This window comes from Amycolatopsis sp. AA4 (assembly GCF_002796545.1).
In the GTDB taxonomy this organism is placed as follows: Bacteria; Actinomycetota; Actinomycetes; order Mycobacteriales; family Pseudonocardiaceae; genus Amycolatopsis.
The window spans coordinates 1,055,039-1,075,004 of sequence record NZ_CP024894.1 but is presented as its reverse complement, the minus strand read 5'-3'; the positions used below and the strand labels follow the sequence as shown (position 1 = coordinate 1,075,004).

The 19,966-nt window shown below is 68.3% G+C and carries 18 protein-coding genes; 12 read left to right on the top strand and 6 right to left on the bottom strand.

The genetic code is table 11. The features are described 5' to 3' along the window. Positions 1 to 77 precede the first annotated feature (77 nt). The 3 genes from CU254_RS05225 to CU254_RS05215 form a co-directional block, all read right to left on the bottom strand. On the bottom strand, positions 78 to 1,094 hold the full coding sequence (locus CU254_RS05225; RefSeq protein WP_037712611.1) for a S1 family peptidase: 1,017 nt from the start codon (positions 1,092 to 1,094) through the stop codon (positions 78 to 80). Positions 1,095 to 1,269: 175 nt separating this feature from the next. Next, positions 1,270 to 1,572, bottom strand: coding sequence for a GNAT family N-acetyltransferase (locus CU254_RS05220; RefSeq protein ID WP_037712608.1), 303 nt, complete (start codon positions 1,570 to 1,572; stop codon positions 1,270 to 1,272). Positions 1,573 to 1,582: 10 nt separating this feature from the next. After that, positions 1,583 to 2,617: a LacI family DNA-binding transcriptional regulator gene (locus tag CU254_RS05215; protein WP_009073428.1), complete on the bottom strand. Its 1,035-nt coding sequence runs from the start codon at positions 2,615 to 2,617 to the stop codon at positions 1,583 to 1,585. A gap of 136 nt (positions 2,618 to 2,753) precedes the next feature. On the opposite strand from CU254_RS05215, the gene CU254_RS05210 reads away from it, so the two are divergent. Genes CU254_RS05210 through CU254_RS05195 form a run of 4 tightly spaced genes read left to right on the top strand, consistent with a single transcriptional unit; the run spans position 2,754 to position 8,018 of the window. Further along, positions 2,754 to 4,139 carry an ABC transporter substrate-binding protein gene (locus CU254_RS05210; RefSeq protein WP_009073426.1) on the top strand — a complete coding sequence of 462 codons (1,386 nt, stop codon included), beginning with the start codon at positions 2,754 to 2,756 and terminating at the stop codon, positions 4,137 to 4,139. After that, the gene (locus tag CU254_RS05205) at positions 4,136 to 5,086 is read left to right on the top strand and encodes a carbohydrate ABC transporter permease (protein ID WP_009073424.1); all 951 of its coding nucleotides are present in this window, start codon (positions 4,136 to 4,138) and stop codon (positions 5,084 to 5,086) included. Before CU254_RS05210 ends, CU254_RS05205 begins: the two co-directional genes overlap by 4 nt. Position 5,087: 1 nt before the next feature. Next, complete coding sequence (locus CU254_RS05200) at positions 5,088 to 5,957, top strand: carbohydrate ABC transporter permease (protein ID WP_009073421.1); 870 nt, start codon at positions 5,088 to 5,090, stop codon at positions 5,955 to 5,957. A gap of 6 nt (positions 5,958 to 5,963) precedes the next feature. Next, complete coding sequence (locus CU254_RS05195) at positions 5,964 to 8,018, top strand: glycoside hydrolase family 2 protein (RefSeq protein WP_009073419.1); 2,055 nt, start codon at positions 5,964 to 5,966, stop codon at positions 8,016 to 8,018. A gap of 50 nt (positions 8,019 to 8,068) precedes the next feature. Here CU254_RS05195 and CU254_RS05190 read toward each other — a convergent pair whose 3' ends face one another. Next, the gene (locus tag CU254_RS05190) at positions 8,069 to 9,637 is read right to left on the bottom strand and encodes a sialidase family protein (RefSeq protein ID WP_234392801.1); all 1,569 of its coding nucleotides are present in this window, start codon (positions 9,635 to 9,637) and stop codon (positions 8,069 to 8,071) included. Between the two features lie 459 nt (positions 9,638 to 10,096). Between CU254_RS05190 and CU254_RS05185 the strand changes: the two genes are divergently transcribed. The 7 genes from CU254_RS05185 (at position 10,097) to CU254_RS05155 (ending at position 17,343) form a co-directional block, all read left to right on the top strand. Then, positions 10,097 to 12,340 carry a terpene synthase gene (locus tag CU254_RS05185; RefSeq protein WP_009073415.1) on the top strand — a complete coding sequence of 748 codons (2,244 nt, stop codon included), beginning with the start codon at positions 10,097 to 10,099 and terminating at the stop codon, positions 12,338 to 12,340. 284 nt (positions 12,341 to 12,624) lie between these two features. Next, positions 12,625 to 13,416, top strand: coding sequence for an MBL fold metallo-hydrolase (locus CU254_RS05180; RefSeq protein ID WP_100266706.1), 792 nt, complete (start codon positions 12,625 to 12,627; stop codon positions 13,414 to 13,416). Further along, entirely contained in the window at positions 13,413 to 14,000 is a 588-nt protein-coding gene (locus tag CU254_RS05175; RefSeq protein ID WP_037712605.1) for a DedA family protein, read from the top strand. The genes CU254_RS05180 and CU254_RS05175 overlap by 4 nt, the downstream gene beginning before the upstream one ends. Continuing rightward, on the top strand, positions 13,997 to 16,117 hold the full coding sequence (locus CU254_RS05170) for a phage holin family protein (protein WP_009073410.1): 2,121 nt from the start codon (positions 13,997 to 13,999) through the stop codon (positions 16,115 to 16,117). Before CU254_RS05175 ends, CU254_RS05170 begins: the two co-directional genes overlap by 4 nt. Beyond that, positions 16,114 to 16,353 carry a glutaredoxin domain-containing protein gene (locus tag CU254_RS05165; protein WP_009073409.1) on the top strand — a complete coding sequence of 80 codons (240 nt, stop codon included), beginning with the start codon at positions 16,114 to 16,116 and terminating at the stop codon, positions 16,351 to 16,353. Before CU254_RS05170 ends, CU254_RS05165 begins: the two co-directional genes overlap by 4 nt. Next, positions 16,350 to 16,580 carry a hypothetical protein gene (locus CU254_RS05160; protein ID WP_009073407.1) on the top strand — a complete coding sequence of 77 codons (231 nt, stop codon included), beginning with the start codon at positions 16,350 to 16,352 and terminating at the stop codon, positions 16,578 to 16,580. Before CU254_RS05165 ends, CU254_RS05160 begins: the two co-directional genes overlap by 4 nt. A 10-nt stretch (positions 16,581 to 16,590) precedes the next feature. After that, positions 16,591 to 17,343: a methyltransferase domain-containing protein gene (locus CU254_RS05155; RefSeq protein ID WP_199785803.1), complete on the top strand. Its 753-nt coding sequence runs from the start codon at positions 16,591 to 16,593 to the stop codon at positions 17,341 to 17,343. On the opposite strand, the gene CU254_RS05150 is transcribed toward CU254_RS05155, so the two are convergent. Both CU254_RS05150 and CU254_RS05145 read right to left on the bottom strand, forming a co-directional pair. Then, complete coding sequence (locus CU254_RS05150; RefSeq protein WP_009073402.1) at positions 17,309 to 18,109, bottom strand: TetR/AcrR family transcriptional regulator; 801 nt, start codon at positions 18,107 to 18,109, stop codon at positions 17,309 to 17,311. The two genes, CU254_RS05155 and CU254_RS05150, sit on opposite strands and share 35 nt — an antisense overlap. A gap of 49 nt (positions 18,110 to 18,158) precedes the next feature. After that, positions 18,159 to 18,353 carry a ferredoxin gene (locus tag CU254_RS05145; protein ID WP_009073400.1) on the bottom strand — a complete coding sequence of 65 codons (195 nt, stop codon included), beginning with the start codon at positions 18,351 to 18,353 and terminating at the stop codon, positions 18,159 to 18,161. A 361-nt stretch (positions 18,354 to 18,714) separates the two neighbouring features. On the opposite strand from CU254_RS05145, the gene CU254_RS05140 reads away from it, so the two are divergent. Next, positions 18,715 to 19,947: an IS110 family transposase gene (locus CU254_RS05140; protein ID WP_009072274.1), complete on the top strand. Its 1,233-nt coding sequence runs from the start codon at positions 18,715 to 18,717 to the stop codon at positions 19,945 to 19,947. Positions 19,948 to 19,966 lie beyond the last annotated feature (19 nt).

Below are 19,966 nucleotides of genomic sequence, written 5' to 3'. Positions count from 1 at the left end.
TAAGCCCGGGGTACGACAAAATCGGAAAAAAGCCCGCCGCCCCGGAAGAGGGACGGCGGGCTGGAGAACTGAAAACCTCAGGCGAGCTCGAGGCCGTAGGACTGCAGTTCCAGAGTCAGCGGGTAGAAGTAGCTGGTCTGAGTGTCGCCGCCGGAGAGGGTGCCGAGGCCCTTGTCGCCGTCGTACGCCGGGCCGCCCGAGTCGCCGTGGTCGGTGTGGGCGGTGGTGCCGAACTCGTGGTTCAGGACGCCGACGTCGAAGTTGACCGACTCGTCCACCGAGGTGACCTCGCCGCTGCCGCCGCCGGTCGTCTGGCCCATCTTCTGGATCTGCTCGCCGACGGTCGGGCTGGCGGCGCTGGTGATCTGCTGGCCGGTGTTGATCGCGCCCGGACCGGTGCCGTTCGGGCGGGTCAGCAGGCCGGAGTCGGCACCGGGGCAGTCGCTTTCGACGACCTGCGCGCCCGAGACGTCGCCGCCGGACCAGGTGCCGCCCTCGTTGGTGCAGTGGCCCGCGGTCAGCATGTACGGCTGGCCGCCCCTGGTCACGTTGAAGCCGAGCGAACAGGTGAACTGGCCGTTGTTGATCGAGTCGCCGTCCGCGATGTAGGTGGCGAGCTTGCCCGAACGGTGCTCGACGCGCGCCGCGTCGCCTAGCTTCGCCGCGGCCGCGGCGACCTTGTCCTTCGTGGCCTGGGACGCGGAGTCGTAGATCTTCACCACGACCTGGTTGGTCTTGGTGTCGATGCCCCACGACGTCTGCGGCACGTTCTTGACCGTGTCCATCTGGTTCTTCGCGCCGGTAAGTGCGGTGAAGCTGTGCTTCACGAGCTTCGTCGCGAAGCCGGCTGCCTTGGCCTTCTCCTGCGCCGCGGCGTCGGTGACGTTCAGGACCGCCTTGCCGCGTTCGAGGTAGATGCCGCCGTTTCCGGCGCCGAGCGTGTCGGCGATCTGTGTCGCCTGGGTGATCGCCTTCGCCTGCATTTGGGCGAACGCCATCGGGCTGGCCGAGGCTGCGTTCACGCACATGCCGGCGGTCAAGGCCGCGGCCGACAGTGCGGTGCATCCGGCGACGAGCGTCTTCCGGGAAGTCATGGATCTTCCTCCAGGTGGGCTGAAACCGACCGGTGGGACGACCCTCACTGTTGTTGCCCGGCAACCAACGCGGAACCGACGAAGGTTGGTTAATAACCAAAAAATGCGGACGAACCGGACACCACTACCCCGTTCGGCCCACGTGGGCTAACCCGAACGACGTCGCTGACCTGCGTCAGTGCTGTCCGGGCCACCGGACGTGCTCGGCGTAGCCCTCGTTCTTGCGCAGGTACCCGGCGATGAACGGGCACACCGGAACGATCACGCCGCCGCGCGCGACGACGTCGTCCAGCGCGGCCTTCGCGAGCACCTTGCCGAGCCCGCGGCCGCCGAACTCGTCGCCGATCTCGGTGTGGGTGAAGACGGTTTCGGTGCCCTTCAGGGTGTATTCGGCGAAGCCGGCGAGCTTGCCGTCCGCATACACTTCGTAGCGGTTTTCGCTGTCATTGCGGGAGACGCGGGGTTCTTCTTCGCTCATTCCCGCATCCTCACACACTGTCGGCAGTCCGGCTTCCCGCTCCGGTGCTCTCCCGCGCGAGCAGCTTGTGCGGCGCGACGAACTCCTCGGCGGGCAGCTCCGGATTCTCGATGCGGGCAGCGAGCCGGGACACCGCGGTCCGCGCGATGAACGGCGTGTCCAGCGAGACGGTGCTCAAGGAGGGCCGGGAGTAGCGGCCTTCCTCGATGTCGTCGATGCCGATGATCGCCACGTCCTCCGGGACGCGCAGGCCGGCGTCGAACACCGCGCGGATCGCGCCCATCGCTAGCAGGTCGGAATAGCAGAAAATGGCGTCCGGGCGCGGAGATTCGCGAAGCAGCGACGCGGTGGCCGCGTATCCGTCCGCCCGGCCGTAGTGAGCAGCCGTGGCCTGCAGCGCGTTCACCGGTTCCAGACCGTGCTCGTCGAGCGCTTTGCGGAATCCCTCGGTGCGCTGCAACGGCGTCGAGTACATCTCCTTCGGCTGCGCGCCGAGGGCCGCGATCCGAGTGCGGCCGCGTTCGAGCAGATGCGTCGTCGCGTCGTGGGCCGCGACGACGTTGTCGATCGCCACGTGGTCGAAGCGGTGGTCGAAGACGTGCTCGCCGAGAAGGATCAACGGCGACGAGCGCGCCGGGTCCACGTCGCGCAGTTCGTCGCCCGTCGCGAGCGGCGCGAACAGCATGCCGTCGAACAGATTGCGCCTGCCCCCGCCGCGCAGCAGCTGGCGTTCCCGCTCGTGGTCGTGCCCGGTCTGGTCGATCATCACCTGGAAGCCGAGGTCCGCGGCGGCGTCGATGACCTCGCGGGCGAGCTGGCTGAAGTAGGGCACGTCGATCTCCGGCACCACCAGCGAGAGCAGCCCCGTCTTGCCGGTGCGCAGCGTGCGCGCGACCGGGTTCGGGATGTAGCCGAGTTCCTCGATGGCCCGCAGCACGCGCTGGCGCATCTTCTCGCTGACGTGCTCGTATCCGCTGACGACGTTCGACACCGTGCGCACCGAAACCTGCGCCCGATCCGCCACGTCCCGCAACGTCGCCGCCATGGAGCCCCCTTCGCCGGAAGTCATCCTACCTTTTGCAACGTGTGCAAGCATGTCGTACAGTTTGCCTACGTTGGCAAATCCACGGCGGGCACCTCTCCGCACGCCGCGTTGCCGCCGTCCCGCACAAAGGAGTGCCATGAATCCCACTCTCCGACGGAGCGGACGGACAGCCCGCCTCCGCGTCCGCCGCGGCGGCGTCGCCGCCGCCGCGACCCTGCTCGTCGCCGGGCTGAGCGGCTGCGGTCCGGACATCAGCTCCGACGGCCCGGCCGCGGACAACGCCGTGCTGCAGGCCCCGTCCGAGGACTCGCCGAAGGGCGAGATCACCGTCTGGGACCGCTCCGGCGACCTGTACAAGGTCTTCGATTCCGCGATCAAGAAGTTCACCGCGAAGTACCCCGGCGTCACGGTCAAGCACGAGGCCGTCGACATCGACTCCAAACTGCAGAACACGCTGATCACCGGCACCGACGTGCCCGACGGCGTCTTCCTCGACGACGCCAAGGTCGGCCGGTACGTCAGCCATCTGTGGAATCTCAAGGACGTCCTCGCGCCCTACACCAAGGACATCGCGAAGCAGAAGGTCGACGTCAACACCGTGGGCGGCGGCATCTACGGCGTGCCCTTCGACCTCGACCCCGGCCTGCTGTTCTACAACGCGAAGGCGCTCAGCGCGGCCGGGATCGACCCGAACGGCATCAAGACCTACGACGATTTGCTCGCCGCGGCGAAGAAGTACCAGCAGTTCAAGCCCGGCGCGAAACCGATCCACCTGGAGCAGGACGCCTTCAACAGCCAGCTCCAGCTCGAGATGTTCGCCAGCCAGCTGGGCACCGGCCTCGCCGGTCCGGACGGCAAGCTGCGGCTGAATTCCCCGCAGTACCACCAGATCCTGACCTGGCTGGACACCGTCCGCAAGGAAGGACTCGGCACCCGCGCCGAGTACCTCAAGCCCAGCGACGTCGGCGCGCTGGACTCGGCCGACGAGGTCTTCTACCCGTGGGCGATCTGGTTCGACTTCGCGCCGCAGCAGCAGCTGACTGCGTCCAAGGGCGACTGGCGGGCGATGCCGCTGCCGGCGTGGACCGCGGGCGGCGCTCGCAGCGGCGCGATGGGCGGCTCGTCGTTCGTCATCCCCAAGGACGCCAAGAACCCGAAGCTGGCCTGGCTGCTCTACCGCTTCCTGATGTTCGACCAGGCGGGCTACACCGCCGTTTACGGCCCCAACGCGGTCTACCCGGGCGGCCTCAACACCTCCGTCCCGGCCTATCTTCCCGCCGCCGATCCGGCGAAACCGCTGTTCCGGCCCATCGACGCGATGGGCGGGCAGGACGTCTGGAAGACCGCCGTCGAAGCGGGCCGGGAAATCCCCGGCGGGGCCCCAATCCCGGCCTGGTGGTCCGGCGCGGTCGACTACCTCGGCACTGACCTGCAGAAAATGCTGGACGGCACGCTCACCCCGCAACAGGTGATCGACAAGGCGGGCCAGGACATCCAGACCAACCTGATCGACCGCAAATGACCACTCGTTCCGCCTCCCCCGCGGCGAAGGTGTACCGGGAACCGGCCGTCGAGCCGCGCTCCCGGGCACCTCGCCGTCGGCGGCACACTCTCCCCTGGCGCCGCCTGCTCGCGCCGTACGTGTTCGTGCTGCCGTTCGTGCTGGTGTTCTTGGCTTTCAGCGTGTATCCGCTGTTCTTCACGCTGCGGCTGAGCTTCACCGACTGGCACGGATCCGGTGCCGCGCACTGGATCGGCTTCGACAACTACCGCTATCTGCTGACCAGCAACGGATTCTGGGCGTCGCTCGGCAACTCCGGCGTGCTGTGGCTCTTGATCGTCCCGGCGCAGCTGGTGCTCGCGGTGCTCGTGGCGGTGCTGCTCAACGCGATCAAGCGGCTGCGCGGGTTCTACCGGGTCGCGTTCGTCGTGCCGTTCGTGACGCCGCTGGTCGCGGTCGCGCAGATCTGGATCGTGCTGTTCGACCAGGACAACGGCGCGGTGAACGCGATGCTCGGCGCGGTCGGCCTCCCGCCGGTCGGCTGGCTCGTCACGAGCGGATGGGCGAAACCGACCCTCGCGCTGCTGTTTCTCTGGAAGACCACCGGATTCGTGGTGCTGATCGTCCTTTCCGGACTCCAGCAGATCGACCGCGGCCTGTACGAGGCCGCCGCGCTCGACGGCGCGGGCCGGACGCGCCAGCTGTGGTCGATCACCGTTCCGCTGCTGCGCCGTTCGCTGATGTTCAGCCTCGTCCTGCAGACGCTGGCGGTGTTCCAGATGTTCGCCGAACCGTACGTGGTGACGAAAGGCGGCCCGTACACCTCGACCACCACGGCCGGGCTCTATCTCTACAACCACATCACCCGCGCGGATCTCGGCACCGGGGCGGCGAACTCGTTCCTGCTGGTGATCGTCGTGATGGCGGTGTCGCTGCTTTTCGTCCGGCTGCTCCGAGCGGAGGACTGACATGACCACCCTCGGCGTCCGTCCACGACGGACCAGGCCGCTGCTCGGCTCGCACGCGTTCCTCCTGGTGCTCACCGTCGCGCTGCTCGCGCCGGTGGTCTGGGCGATCCTGTCGTCGTTCAAACCGGCGGGCGAGATCATCCGCGATCCGCTCGGGTTCGATCCGGCGACGCTCACCCTCGCCAATTTCCGCGGGATGTTCCAGGACGTCCCGATCGGCAGCGGGTTCATCAACACCGGCCTCGTGCTCGTGGCGAAGGGCGCGATCACGATGTTCTGCGCGCCGCTGGCGGCCTACGCGTTCGCGAAGTACCGGTTCGCCGGCCGGAACCTGATCTTCGGCGCGGTGCTGCTCACCCTGATGCTGCCGACGATCGTGCTGGTCATCCCGCTGCTGCTGGAGATGAAGGAACTCGGCTGGGTCAACACCTACCAGGCGCTGATCCTGCCCGGTTCGGTCGACGCGTTCGCGATCTTCTGGATGCGCCAGGTGATCGCGGCGGTGCCGGACGAACTGCTCGACGCCGCCCGCGTCGACGGCTGCGGCGAGTTCGGCATCTTCTGGCGCGTGGTGGTCCCGGCGATCCGGCCGGGTCTCGCCGGGCTCGGCGTGCTGACGATCATGAACATCTACAACGATTTCGTCTGGCCGGTCGTCGCGGCCAGCTCCAGCCGGATGGCCACCCTCCAGGTGGTCCTCTCGACGCTCGCCCAGAACATCTCGGGCAACCGGGTGGGAGCCGATTACGCGACCGTGACCGGCGAACTGCTCGCCGCCGCGTCGGTCGCGCTCGTCCCGCTCCTGATCCTGTTCATCGTGCTGCAGAAGCATTTCATCAACGGCATCCTCGCCGGAAGCGTAAAGGGCTGACACACCATGACGATTGCCGAGAACGCCGCCGAGCCGACCGCCGCGGAGGCGGTCCCCCGGCCCGGCTATCCGCGTCCCGACCGGGACCGGTCCGCGCGGTGGCTGAGCCTCAACGGCCGCTGGCAGTTCGCCGCGGACGACGGGGCGCCCGATTCGATCACCGTCCCGTTCGCTTGGGAGACACCGGCTTCCGGAGTGCACCGGACCTGGCTGGAGCACGCGGTCTACACGCGCACGATCACGGTTCCTTCGGAGTGGGCGGGACATCGGGTGGCACTGTGCTTCGGCGCGGTGCATCACCGAGCGGTCGTCTCGATCGACGGAGCGGTCCTCGGTTCGCACGTCGGCGGGCACAGTTCGTTCGAGTTCGACGTCACCGACGTGCTGGAGCCGGGCCGGGCCGCCGAGCTGACCGTCGAGGTCGACGCGCCTGCGGACAAACGCGAAATCCCGCACGGCAAACAACGTTCGATCCCGCGGGACGACTACGACGGCGTCTCGTTCACGCCGACGTCCGGGATCTGGCAGAGCGTCTGGCTCGAAGCTCGCGGACGCACTTACGCCGCTGAAGTTTCCGTACGCGGGGATTCGCTGACCGGCTTTGACATCGTTGGCGAACTCGCCGGGGACGCCCCAGAAAGCGCGTCCGTGGTCGCACTCCTGGAAGGCCGCGAGACTGTTCTTTCGGTGCGGGACGGGCGTTTCTCCGGTCGCTTGGAGGTTCCTTCCCCGCAATTGTGGAGCCCGCAATCACCGCATCTGTACTCCATCGCGCTCACCGTCGGCGAAGGCGACTACGCCGACCGGCTGACCGTGACCGGCGGCCTCCGCAGGATCGAAACGCGCGGTGAGGCGTTGTACCTCAACGAGGAACGGCTGTACGTGCGAGGCGTGCTCGACCAGGGCTACTGGCCGGAATCCGGGCTCACCGCACCGGACGACGAAGCTCTGGTTCGCGACCTCGACCTGGCGCGCGAACTCGGTTTTTCGCTGGTGCGCAAGCATTTGAAGTTCGAGGAACCGCGGTGGCTCGACCACGCCGACCGGACCGGGATGCTGATCTGGGCCGAACCGCCCGCTCCGAGCCGGTTCAGCCCGGCCGCCGCGGCGGCGTTCGAGGCGCAACTGCCGGATCTCGTGCGCCGCGACGGCAACCATCCGTCGATCGTGATCTGGGGGCTGTACAACGAAGAATGGGGCCTGGACTGGGACATCCCGGGCAGCCCGGAGCGCGCCGCCGCGGCCGTGCGGGCCTACGACCTCATGCGCTCGCTCGACGACACGCGGCCGATCGTGGAGAACTCCGGCTGGGCGCACGTCAAGACGGATTTGGTCGACTGGCATTACTACGACGAAAACCCGCGCAACTGGGCGGAAAACCTCGCCGCGCTCGCGTCCGGCGAGAGGGAGTCGTTCGAGGTCAAGCTGCGGCCGGATTTCCTGGTCGACAAATCGTTCTACGGTTCGGCCGACTTTCCACGCTCCGGCGTGCCGGTGCTGAACAGCGAGTACGGGGCCGGGTTCACCAGCCTGGAACGGGCCTGGCACGTGCGCTGGCAGACCCAGGAAATCCGCAGGCACGACCGGTTTTCCGGGTATATCTACACCGAACTGACCGACGTGGAACACGAGATGGCGGGCCTGCTGGACGCGCACCGGCGGCCGAAGGACTGGGGCGGACTGAACCCGGCCGACGCCTTCGCGGCGACGACCCTGGTGGTCGACCTCGTGCCCGCACACGCCGGTGCCGACCTGCCGGTCCCGAACGAACCGCTGACCCTTGACGTGCACGTCTCGCACACCGGCCAGGAACCGATCGCGGGAACACTGCACGCGGGCTGGGGTGCGTCGGGTTCCCGAAACCTGCCTGCTGCATCCGCTTCGCTTGCCGCGCAAGCTAAACCGTTCCGTCTCAGCGACACTTTCCCGCTGACCGTTCCCGCACCGGGCGGCCCGGCGCGGCTGCACCTGTGGCTGGAAACGGACGGCAAGGTGACGGCGCGGACGTTCGTGGACGCGGCGGTCGTGGAGGAACTGAACCGGCGCGGCGCGCGGGACTGATCCTTAACGGGGAAGGGGCGGCCAGCCTGAGCTGGCCGCCCCTTTTTTGCTCAGGCTGGAACGTGCCAAACCTGGGTGAACAAGCCGTTGCAGTCATAGATCTGCAACTGTGTGCCATCCGCCGTCTGCGCCTGCGGATCGTCCAGGCAACGCCCCGACTGCGGGTTGTAAATCGAACCGTCCGCGCGCGCCTGCCACTGCTGCGCGCCCGTGCCTAGGCAATCGCGAAGCTCCACTTTGGACGAATTCGCCGTGCCGCCGCCGACGATGTTCAGGCATTTGTCGAAGGCGCGGATCGTGCCGTCGGTTTCCAGCGACCACTGCTGTCCGGTCGCGATCCCGCAGGTGTACAGCTGCACCGCGTTGCCGTTGACCGACGTGTTGGTGTTCACGTCGACGCATTTGCCGGTGGTGCCGGGGCCGGTGATCCGACCCTGCGCGTTCGGCAGCGTCGCCGTGCCGAAGTCGGTTTCGCATTTGCCGGTGGACAAATGCGTGCCCGCGAGCATCAGGAACGTGTTGCCCGAGGGCGCGCCGAGCAGCGGCGAACTGTACCCGGCGCAGGCCGTCTCGCCCGCGTCGTAGCCGCCGGTCGGCGCGGTGGTCACCGGCGTCGTGATCTCTTGCCACGGACCGGATCCGAGGTTCCGGTTCACGAACAGCACGTGCCCGTCCTCCGGCTGGATCGCCAGCGAACCGTCCGTGCCCGCGACGACCCGCTGGCCGGACGCGATGAGCGTGCCGTTCGCGCCGCCCGCCGGGGACCACGTCAGGTACGGCGTGTGCAGCAGGAACCGGTGGTCGGCGGTCTCGATCCGGGTGCCGAGGCTGCCGGGGTTCCACGCTTCGGCGTCCGGCGACGTCTTGAAGTAGACGTCGCAGGCCTGGTCCGGGTCGGCACCGGCTTTGCAGTCCTCATAAGTCATCGCGTACGTGCCGTTGGGCAAGGGGACGACGGTGGCCATCCCGGGCCGGTCGACGCCGTTCTGCAGGGCGACGTCGTAGACCTCGTTGCCCCACGTGAGGCCGCCGTCGGTGGAGACCGCGTGCGCGAGCACCTGGGCGTAGTTGTTCACCGACGAGCGTTCGTCGGAAAAATAGCAGATGAGCCCGTGGTCGGTGGTGGCGAACTCCGGCTCCCAGATGCCGTGGCCGATCGTGTTCGCCATGCCGGACTCGGCCGCGCACGAGCTGCGGTAGGTCCAGCTCGCGCCCTGATTGGTGGACACGAAAACCTCGACCGCCTGCTGCGTGTAGTCGCCGTGGTTCCAGGCAGTGCCCGCGGCGAGCAGCGTGCCGGCGGGCAACGATCCTTCGGCGCGCGGCAGTTCGTAGAGCGTCGGGCCGTCGAGATCCCAGCCGTGCTGGGTGTCGGTGACCGTGCTGATCGGCGAGGACGTCCAGGTGACGCCGTTGTCGGTCGAGCGGTAGATCGGGAAGTTCGCCTTCCCGACGCCGGTGCCGGAATGGGAGAACGTGGCCAGCAGGGTGCCGTTCGCGCTGCCGTTGTGCGCGAGGCGGATGACGCGCGGATAGCTCGCGTCCTCAGTGGATCCGCTGGCGGTGCTGGGCCGGTAAAGCACCCCGCCGGACGTGGTGGCCGCGACGGCGGTACTCACCGGAAGCGTGCCCGCGGCGCCGAGCACGACAGCGGCGACCAGCGCGCCGCGCCGTCTCCGACGAGATCGGGAGGTGTGGGGACCAGGCGACATAAGCGTCACTCCTAGGACGGGACGGCGCCGCCGCCTCCCCCGCCCACCACGCCCGCTGGGTTTCTCGAAGAGGTGACCGACAGGGGATCTGGCCGCTTTGCCATCGTGTGAAAATCTGAGGATACTCCAGTTTGCACACGTTGCAAGAAACTGTCCGGCGGACAATGACCGCCACCGCCCAGCCCCCGGATGTCGGCCCGCCGTCCACCGTCGAGCGACGCGGCAGCACGCAACGGCACCCTCTCCGCGGGCCGCGCTGGTCCGCACGGGCGATCCCCCGGATCGGCCGAGTGGCAGGGCTTCCGCCGCGCCGGGGCGGTCTGTTTGCCTCGTGGAGTCGGTACCCGCGACGGCGAGGGAGCACGCGTGCAGCCGTTCGTCCTGCCCGAGTTCTATCTGTCCTACCCGGCCCGGCTGAACCCGCACCTGGACGGCGCGCGGAAGCACAGCAAGGCGTGGGCGTACTCGATGGACATGATCGACGTGCCCCAGCACGGCACCGTCATCTGGAACGAGCACGACCTCGACTCCCACGATTACGCGCTGCTGTGCTCCTACACCCATCCCGACGCCGCCCCGCGGGAACTCGACCTCGTCACGGACTGGTACGTCTGGGTATTCTATTTTGACGACCATTTCCTGGAACTCTTCAAACGCACCGGCGACATCGAACACGCCCGCGCTTACCTCGACCGGATCGCGCGTTTCATGCCCGCCGAAGGCGAAATCACCGAAACCCCGGAAAACCCCGTCGAACGCGGCCTGACCGACCTGTGGAACCGCACCGTCCCGCATCGGTCAGCAGGCTGGCGGCACCGCTTCCGCGAAAGCACCCGCAACCTTCTCGACGAATCCCTCTGGGAACTGGCCAACATCAACGAAAGCCGGATCGCGAACCCCATCGAGTACGTCGCCATGCGCCGCAAAGTCGGCGGCGCCCCCTGGTCCGCGAACCTGATCGAACACTCGCTGAACGCCGAGGTTCCCGACGAAATCGCCGCGAAACGCCCGATGGAAGTCCTGCGCGATTGCTTCGCCGACGCCGTGCACCTCCGCAACGACCTCTTCTCCTACCAGCGGGAAGTCGAGGACGAGGGCGAACTTTCCAACAGTGTCCTGGTCTTCGAAAAGTTCCTCGGCTGCTCCACCCAAGAGGCCGCGGACGCGGTAAACAATCTGCTCACCTCGCGCCTGCACCAGTTCGAACACACCGCCGTCACCGAAGTCCCAGCGCTCTTCGACGAACACGACGTACAACCAGCCGGACGAGCCGAAACCCTCGCGTACGTCAAAGGCCTGCAAGACTGGCAATCCGGCGGGCACGAATGGCACCTGCGCTCAAGCCGCTACATGAACAAAGGCGCCCTGGACACCCTCAGCGGCCCGGAAATACTCGGCGGCCCAACCGGACTAGGCACCTCCGCCGCCCGAATCTTCCGCTCCGTCACCGCCACCGCCCCTCAACGCACCCGAGCCTTCACCCACCAACCCCACGAACAACTGGGCCCCGTCGCCCTTCCCTCACTCCCTTTGCCCTTCCGCCTGCAACTGAGCCCGCACCTAGCCGCGGAACGCAAGAAAATCACCGATTGGCCGCGACGCATGGGCTTCCTCTCGGAGGGAGTCTGGGACGCCACCCGCTTGCACAAGATCGATATACCGGTGGCCTCCGCAGGCCTCTGCCCCGCCGCGCCCCCGGAGCAACTGTCCCTCACCACCGACTGGCTCACCTGGGGCACCTACGCCGACGACTACTACACGGAGGCCCTCTCCCACGACCTTTCCGCCGCCAGACTGACCACCGAACGCCTCAAACTCTTCATGCCCACCGACGGCAAACCCCCGCCCACCCCGCAAACGGCGCTGGAAACCGGCCTGGCCAACCTGTGGCAACGCACCACCGGCCCACTGAGCCCCGCCGAACGCGAAGCCTTCCGCGCCACCGTCGAGTCCATGATCGACTCCTGGGTGTGGGAAGTGGCCAACCAGGCCCAAAACCGCATCCCGGACCCGATCGACTACGTCGAAATGCGCCGCCGCACCTTCGGTTCCGAACTGGTGACCAGCATCAGCCGCTTGACCAACAGCCGCACGGTACCGCCGGAAATCCACCGGAACCGGGTCATCGAAGCACTGGAGGATTCGGCCGCCGACTACGCCTGGCTGATCAACGATTTGTTCTCCTACCGCAAAGAAATAGAATACGAAGGCGCCCTGCACAACGCGGTGCTGGTAGTCAGGTCCTTCCTGGACGTAGACCAAGACCGAGCCATCCAAATCGTCGCCGACCTGGCAGAAGCAAGGCTGACCGAATTCCGCCACGCAGTAGAGGTAGGCCTGCCCGGCCTCTTCGCCGACTACGGCCTGGACGAGGAAGCACGAAACACCCTCACCGACTACGCAGACCTGCTGAAAAACCTGATGACCGGCATCGCGAACTGGCACCAGAAATCCGCCCGATACACCGACGAAGAACTGGACCGAGTCCGAAACACCCAACTCCACACCGCAGCAGCAGCCCCCATCGACACCGCGAAAGCCCTCCAACACCCAGGCTGCACCGGCACCCCACGGGGCCCCAAGCCCCTACTCACCTCGCACAGCCAGTAAGAACAACAAACACCGCCGCCAATACACCCAAACAGCGTGGCACCCAGCCCCTCCCCCAACCCCGATACGAAGCCTCCCTGCGGGCGGTGGGTGCTTGTCAAGGCATCTTTCCCGCCTTGACAAGCACCCACCGCCCGTCAGCACAATGAAACTTCGGGGTGCCCCACGCAACCAACTCACCGGCAATGTCGCCGCCAGGCGACGAGCCGACACAGGCCCCCTCAAAGGGTGCCCCCCACCACTCCACCGAGCATCCCGGCCCCCATCCAGCAATACTCGACACCGTGACCAGCCCGAACCTCCACTTCCTAGGCCACGCGACCACCCGCGTGGAACTAGCCGGACAGGTCGCCCTGACCGACCCAGTCCTCACCCGCTGGATCGGCCCCCTCACCCGGGTAGTCCCGAAACCCGACGTAGCCGCCTGGACCGGAGTGGACCTCGTCCTCATCTCCCACCTCCACGGCGACCACCTCCACCTCCCCTCCCTGAAACTCCTGGGCAAAACCACGAGAATCGTCGTCCCCCGAGGCGCAGGCTCCTGGCTCGCCAAACAGGGCTTCACCGAGGTAGAAGAACTCTCCCCAGGCCAAACCATCACCTCCGGCAACCTGCACATCACCGCCACCACGGCCGTCCACTCCGGCCACCGCTGGGGCCCGCGCCTCACCCACGGCCCGCAAAGCCCCGCCCTGGGCCACCTCCTCGAGGGCGACAACCACCGGATCTACTCCGCAGGCGACACCGACCTCTTCCCCGGCATGGCCGACCTGGGTCCAGTCGACGTGGCCCTCCTCCCGGTCTGGGGCTGGGGCCCGAACCTCGGCCCCGGCCACCTCACCCCGGAACGAGCCGCCGAAGCCGCCGCGCTCCTGCAGGCCCGCGCGGCGGTCCCGGTCCACTGGGGCACCCTCGCCGTCCCCGGCATCCACCGGACCGCGAAAATGCGCCACCTCCTCGTGGAACCCCCGCGCACCTTCGCGCACCACGTCCGCTGCAAAGGCCTGGACACCGAGGTCCTGCACACGCGCCCCGGTTCCGACGTCCTGCTCCCGACCCGCGAGGAGCGCGGGTGAATTGGACTGACCCGTCAGCGATCGGCTACCCGGCGCTGTTCGGCGGAGTACTGCTCGGCTCCGTGATCCCGATCGTCCCGACCGGCGCGGTCGTCGGCGCGGCAGCCGCCGTCGCGATGACCACCGACCACCTCTCGCTCCCCCTGGTCATCCTGCTGGCGGTAGCGGGCGCGTACCTGGGCGACGTGATCACCTTCGCCGTTCCCAGGTTCGGCAGTGAACCCCTCCTGCGCTTTGTCGAACGACGCCAGCAAGCTGAACGCCTCGCGAAGGGCCGCGAACAGTTCGCGCGACGCGGGTGGCAACTCGTGGTGATCGGCCGCCTGGTACCCGCCGGACGCATTCCGGTGCTGCTCGCCGCGGGCACGCTCGGCTATCCGTGGCGCAAATTCCTGCCGTCCGGTCTGCTGGCCTGCGTGCTGTGGGCGGTGGCGTACTCGCTGCTCGGCATCCTCAGCGGCGGCATCTTCGACTCACCGCTCATCGCCACGCTGCTCGCCACCGTCCTGGTGCTGCTCGTGACCGTCGTGACCACGCTGATCTCCAAGAAACGGGCGGCTCACCAGACGGAAGGACACCGATGACGACCCCTGCTCCGGCGAAGGGCCGGTTGTTGCGCGGCGGCCGGGTCGTCGCGCGCGTGCTGCTGGTCTGGGTGGCGGTCACCGGCGCGTTGCGGCTGCTCGACGCGTGGCTCGACGGGTTCTCCATGCAGTCGTGGTGGCAGCCGACGGTGTGCGCGCTGATCCTCGGCCTGCTCGTCTCGGTGGTGTGGCCGCTCGTGGTGCGGGTGGCGTGGCCGATCGCGTACTTCACCCTCGGCGTCGGCACGTACATCCTGCTCAGCGCCGCGGCGTTGGCGATCCTGCAGGCCGTACCCGGCGTTGAGCTGCACGGCTTCTCCACGGCGGTCGTCATCACCGTCGCGATGTCCGCCGTGGGCGCGGTGATCTCCAGCGTGCTGGCCGTCGACGAGGACGAAATCTTCTTCCGCCGCGCCGCTCGCCGCCGGCGGAAAGCGAAGCACCGCACCGATTTCGCCGACCAGCCGCCCGGCGTGGTCTTCCTGCAGATCGACGGTCTCGGCTACGACACCGTCCGCCGCGCCGTCCGGGACGGCGACATGCCGACCTTCGCCAAATGGCTGTCCGAGGGCACGCATTCGCTCACCCGCTGGCACACCGACTGGAGTTCGCAGACCGGCGCGAGCGTCTGCGGGATCCTGCACGGTTCGAACCACGACATCCTCGGTTTCCGCTGGTACGAAAAGGATCGCGACCACGTCATGGCGTGCGCGCATCCGGCCGACGCGGCCGAGATCGAGCGGCGGCACAGCGACGGGCGCGGCCTGCTGTCGATCGGGGGCGCGAGCCACGGCAACCTGTTCTCCGGCGACGCCCCGCACGTCAGCCTGACCATGAGTTCGGTGCCGGTGCTCACGCCGCGCAAGCGTCGCCGGGACCGCGTCGGAGCTGGATATCGCGCCTACTTCGCCAACCCGGTCAACGTGTTGCGCACCTTCGGGGTCGCACTCGCCGACGTCGTTCGCGAACTGTCCGCGGCGGCCAAGCAGCGACGCGCCGGCGTGCTGCCCCGGATCCCGCGCGGTGGCCTCTACCCGCTCGCCCGGCCGGGCACGACGGTGATCGCACGCGACGTCGTGGTGTCCGCGATCATCGGCGACCTGCTCGCCGGGCGACCGGTGGTGTACGCCGATTTCCTCGGCTACGACGAGGTCGCGCACCACTCCGGCATCGAACGGTTCGACACGTTGGAAGTGCTGCGGTCGATCGACCAGCAGTTCGCGCGGCTGCTGCGCGCCGCTCGACTCTCGCCGCGGAAGTACCACATCGTCGGGCTGTCCGATCACGGGCAAACGCAGGGCCAGGCGTTCGTCGACCGGTTCGGCGAGACCATCGAAGCGCTCGTCGGACGGCTCTGCGGCGGTGCTCCCGTGGCCGAGCAAGGAAAGCGTCGGCAGGCGGAAAGCTGGCAGGTCAACGCCGCGCTGGCCGAGGCGAGCGCGAGCGGCGGCCTGATCGCCCGGCGGCTGCGTGCTCGGGTCGAAGGCGCGGAAGGAGCCGAGAACCGGCCGCGCACCGCGACTGGCTCGCCAGGGCAGGTCACGCGGGTGGCGCCCGGAGTGGTCGCCGTCGTGTCCGGGCATCTGGCGATGGTGTCGTTCACCGAGCACGAGGGCCGGGTCGAGCTGGAAACGATCGAACGCGAGTACCCGGACCTGCTGCCGACGCTGGTCGACCACGACGGCGTCGGGTTCCTGCTGGTCCGCAGCCGCGAGTTCGGCCCGGTGGTGCTGGGCCGCGACGGGCTGAAGCGGCTGGCCACCGGCGTCGTGATCGGCGAAGACCCGCTGGCCGACTACGGGCCGTACGCTGCCGAACTGGTCCAGCGCGTCGACAGCTTCCCGCATTGCGCGGACATCATGATCAACAGCCGGTACGACCCGGACTCCGACCAGTCCTCGCCGTTCGAACGGCACGTCGGCTCGCACGGCGGCCTCGGCGGACCGCAGCAGCGCGGCTTCCTGCTGTATCCGCGAGAATTCCCGACGCCCGGCGAACCCGTCGGCGCGGAAGCCGTGCACCGCGTGTTCCGCGACTGGCTCACCTTCCTCGGCCACCCGCGACCCGGTGCGGCCGAAGACAAAACCGCTATCGTCACCTCGGAGGCAGTGTCATGAGCAACCCGATCGTCTACGGCGCGAGCTGGTGCCCGGACGTCAAACGCAGCCGTGCGCTGCTCGACGCGAAGGGCGTCGAGTACGACTACGTGGACGTCGAGGCCGACCCCGCCGCCGAAGCCCGCGTACGCCAGCTGCAGGACGGCGCCCGCCGCATCCCGACCATCGTCTTCGCGGACGGCAGCCACCTCGTGGAGCCGAGCGACGACGAACTGAACGCGCACCTCGCGCGGTGACCCCGCTGACCGAACTCCCGCTGGGCACGCGGGTCGTCGTGCGGTACCGGATCGAGGGCGGGTTCACCGACGCCCTGGGTCCCTTGCGCGCCTGCGACGCCGAGACCTGCACCGTGGAAACCAAGCGCGGTCTGGTGGTCGTCCCGCTGGCCGCGGTGGTCGCGGCCAAACCGGTGCCGCCCGCGCCGCAGCGGAAATCGAGTGGCCCGCCCGCGGTTGATTTGTGACGATCGCCTGATGCGCACCTTCGACGAACTGGTGGACGAGGCCGCGTCGGCGTCCGTGGACGGCTGGGATTTCTCCTGGCTCGACGGCCGGGCCAGCGAACAGCGGCCGTCCTGGGGGTATCAGCGGCTGCTCGGCGAACGGCTGCGGCACGTCCAGTCCGTTGTGGACATCCAGACCGGCGGCGGCGAAGTGCTGGCCGGGGTGCCGGTCCTGCCGCCGCTGACGGTCGCCACCGAATCGTGGCCGCCGAATATCACGAAGGCTGCCGCGTTGCTGGAACCGCGGGGTGCGACCGTCATAGCGGACACGGACGAGCCGCCGCTTCCGTTTCGGGACAACACCTTCGAGATGGTGGTCAGCAGGCATCCGGTCACCGTCTGGTGGGACGAGATCGCCCGCGTCCTCCAGCCGGGCGGCAGTTATCTGTCGCAGCAGGTCGGGCCGTGGAGTGTGTTCGAGCTGGTCGAGTATTTCCTCGGACCGCAGCCGCCGGAAGTGCGCAATGGCCGGCACCCGGACCGCGCGAAGGCCGAGGCGGAGAAGGCCGGGCTGGAGGTGGTGGATCTACGCTTCGAGGAGCTGCGCACTGAATTCCACGACATCGGTGCGGTGATTTACTTCCTGCGCAAGGTGATCTGGATGGTCCCGGGCTTCACCGTGGACGAGTACCTGCCGCGGCTGCGCGAATTGCACGAGGAGCTGCGGCAGGGCCCGTTCGTCGCGACGACTACTCGGTACCTGATCGAGGCGCGCAAGCGATAGCCGCCTCGATCCCGTCCGCCAGCACCGCCACTCCGGCTTCGAAACTCAGCCGCGCTTCGTGCTCCAAATAGGACACCCCGGCGGGCGGTGGCGGCGAGCTGTCCTCGCCGAGCCGCGCGACATGCGGGTATCGCTCGGCCAGATCCGGGGCCAGCTCGCCGAGCGCCGACGTACGCGCCCGCCACCAGTCCTCATCGGACAGTCCGGTTTCCTTCGACGCCAACCGCGATTCGGCGGCGATCTGCACCGCGCCGCGCACGACGTTGAGCAGCGTGCCCACCAGCCGCCGCACCTGACCGGCGGGCAGGCCGGTCGCGAACAGCACCCGCAGCACCGTTTCCTGCATCCGGAACTCGCCCGGACCCAGCACCGGCCGCGCGTAGGAAACCTGCAGCAGCCACGGGTGCCGCAGGTGGAATTCCCACAGGTCGCCGACCAGCTCGAACAACGCGGGACGCCATCCGCCGGACAGGTCGTGGTCGGCGCGCAGATCGCCGAACACCTGGTCGCACATCAAGTCGATCAGCTCGGTCTTGCTCGGCACGTACGTGTACAGCGCCATCGCCGTGCGCCCGAGCCGCTCGCCGACCGCGCGCATCGACAACGCCGACATGCCCTCGGCGTCCGCGAGTTCGATCGCCGCGCGCACGATGAGGTCCACGCTCAACGCGGGCTTCGGCCCCGGCGCGCTGCGCGGTTCGCCGCCCGCGCGCCACAGCAGTTCCATCGAACGGCGGGCGTCGCCCTGCCCCGCGAACACGACCACCGGCGACCCCTTTCCCCTTACAGGATAAAGGACCGCCGGGGCCGCGTGCTCAGCCGTCCACCTCGATCGCGAGCGCCGGGCAGAGCTGCGCCGCCTCCTTGGCCTGCGCGTGCAGTTCCGCGGCCGGGTTTTCCTGCAGCAGCACCACGATCCCGTCGTCGTCGCGCTGGTCGAACACCTCGGGCGCGACGAGCACGCACTGCCCGGCCCCGACGCAGCGGGACTGGTCGACGACCACCTTCATCTCGCGGCTCCTAATCGGTAGTAGGGATAGTTCTTCCGGCTCGTGACCGGGTCGGTTGGTGCTGGTCCGCCGGCGGGCGACGCCTGTGGGTTCCCGTCGTTCGACGACTTGTGAAAGAACGGCGCGTCCGCCGGTGGACTGGTGATCGTGGTGGTGGGATGTCGTAGCCCGAGTCCGCCGCAGGAGGTGACCTCTCGATGTGTTCCCGAGCTTCGAGCTCTTCGACAGAACGAGGACCCTGCGGTGTGCTGGAGTCACGAACGGCTACTGAGATGACGGACCGCCGAGTCCCGCGATTAGGGCGCTGCGTGACCCCGCCTGGACCCGTGAGCAGCAGCAACAGGAAAGGAAACGTGACGGTTTGACACTGTTCTGCGGCATCGACTGGGCCGAATCCCACCACGACGTCGCCATCATCGACGACACCGCAACCGTGATCGCCAAAGCCCGCATCGGCGACGACGCCACCGGGTTCGCCCGGCTGCTCGACCTGCTCGCCGAGGCCGGAGACACCGCCGACGCGCAGATCCCGGTCGGCATCGAAACCGACCACGGGCTGCTCGTCGCCGCGCTGCGCTCCACCGGCCGCACCATTTACGCGATCAACCCCCTCTCGGCATCGCGCTACCGGGCCCGGCACCAGGTGTCGGGCGCGAAGTCCGACGCCGCGGACGCCGCGCTGCTGGCCAACATCGTGCGCACCGACGCGGCCGCGCACCGACCGCTGCCGGCCGACACCGAACTGGCCCAAGCGGTGCGGGTGCTGGCACGAGCGCAACAGGACGCGGTCTGGGCCCGCCAGCAGCTGGGCAACCAGCTCCGGTCGCTGCTCAAGGAGTTCTACCCCGCGGCGCTGGAAGCGTTCGCCGGACAGCCCGAGGGCGGCCTGGCCCGCCGCGACGCCCGCACCGTCCTCGCCGCCGCCCCGACACCCGCGCTCGCAGCGACACTGACCCGCGCCCGGCTGCGGACACTGCTGACCAAGGCCGGACGCCGCCGCAACGTCGATGCCGACGTCGACCGCCTCCACGGCGTGTTCCGGTCCGAGCGGCTGCGGCAACCGCCGATCGTGGAGAACGCGATGGGCATCCAGTTTTCGGCTCTGCTGAGCCAATTCGAGGCCGCCTGCGCCGCCTCCGACAGTCTGGCGGAGGCGGCACGGACACATTTTGAACAGCACCCGGACGCCACGATCATCACCAGCTTCCCCGGCCTCGGACTGCTGGCCGGCGCCCGGGTGCTCGCCGAAATCGGAGACGACCGCACCCGCTTCACCGATCCCCGCGGACTGAAGGCCTACGCCGGATCCGCACCGATCACCCGCGCCAGCGGCCGAAAAACCGTGGTCTCGCACCGCCACATCAAAAACCGCCGCCTCGCCGCAGTCGGACCCGTCTGGGCGCTCGCCTCGCTGCGAGCCAGCCCCGGCGCACGACGCCACTTCGACACCCGCCGCGCCGCCGGAGACTGGAACCACCAAGCCCAACGCCACCTGTTCAACAAATTCCTCGGACAACTCCACCACTGCCTGCAGACGGACCGCCTCTACGACGAACACCAAGCCTTCCCACCTCCTCCAGCCCACACGGCTTGACTTCTAACAACCTGAGATG